The organism is Flavobacterium fluviatile, assembly GCF_010645065.1.
GTDB classification, from domain to species: domain Bacteria; phylum Bacteroidota; class Bacteroidia; order Flavobacteriales; family Flavobacteriaceae; genus Flavobacterium; species Flavobacterium fluviatile.
Window position 1 is genome coordinate 1 of record NZ_JAADZW010000098.1, and the last position, 689, is coordinate 689.

The following is a 689-nucleotide window of genomic DNA, read 5'->3' on the forward strand; positions in this document are numbered from 1 at the left end:
CGTGATTTAATCACTTTGATGATGGAATCCAAAATATGGGGTGTTTCAGGTGTTGAGTTTGTTATTGGCGGTGATGACTTGACTTTTAAGGAAATTGAAAGAAAACACATTAAGCCTGAAAAAGGATTAATTACTAAATCACAATACGGACTTTCAGAACAAGACGGCTATAAATATGAAGACATGCCGTTTGTATGGGTTATTGGTAAACCGAAGGATTTAGGATTGCTTTTGGCCTGTTCTATGTATGGAATTTACAAACGTGGAACTTTTGGCGATTACGCACAATACGTTGAGATATTCGGGCAACCTGTCCGAATCATGAAATATGATGCGTATGATACCAAAACCAAACAGGAGCTTAAAACCTTACTAACGGATAGCGGTTCATCATTAGCGATGATGATACCAAAACAAGCCGAATTTGAAATGCTGGACGGCAAAACCTCAAACGGTGATGGTAAGCTTCAAATTGGTTTAAAGGATGCCTGTAACGAAGAAATGGCAATCGCTATTTTGGGTAACACCGAAACGACTTCATCAAGCAAGTCGAGCGGTTACGCTCAATCAAAAGAGCACGGAGAACAGCAGGACGAACTGACTATATCAGATTTGATATTTATTGAAAACCTGTTGAACAGTAAAAAGTTTAAACAGATTTTAAAGTCATACGGTTATAACATTGACGG

General features: G+C 38.3%; 1 protein-coding gene. It reads left to right on the forward strand.

Features of this window, described 5'->3' with window-relative positions:
* Positions 1-21: 21 nt before the first annotated feature.
* Positions 22-689: phage portal protein family protein (locus GXM17_RS21440; RefSeq protein ID WP_163401548.1), on the forward strand; the 668-nt coding region annotated here is incomplete at its 3' end.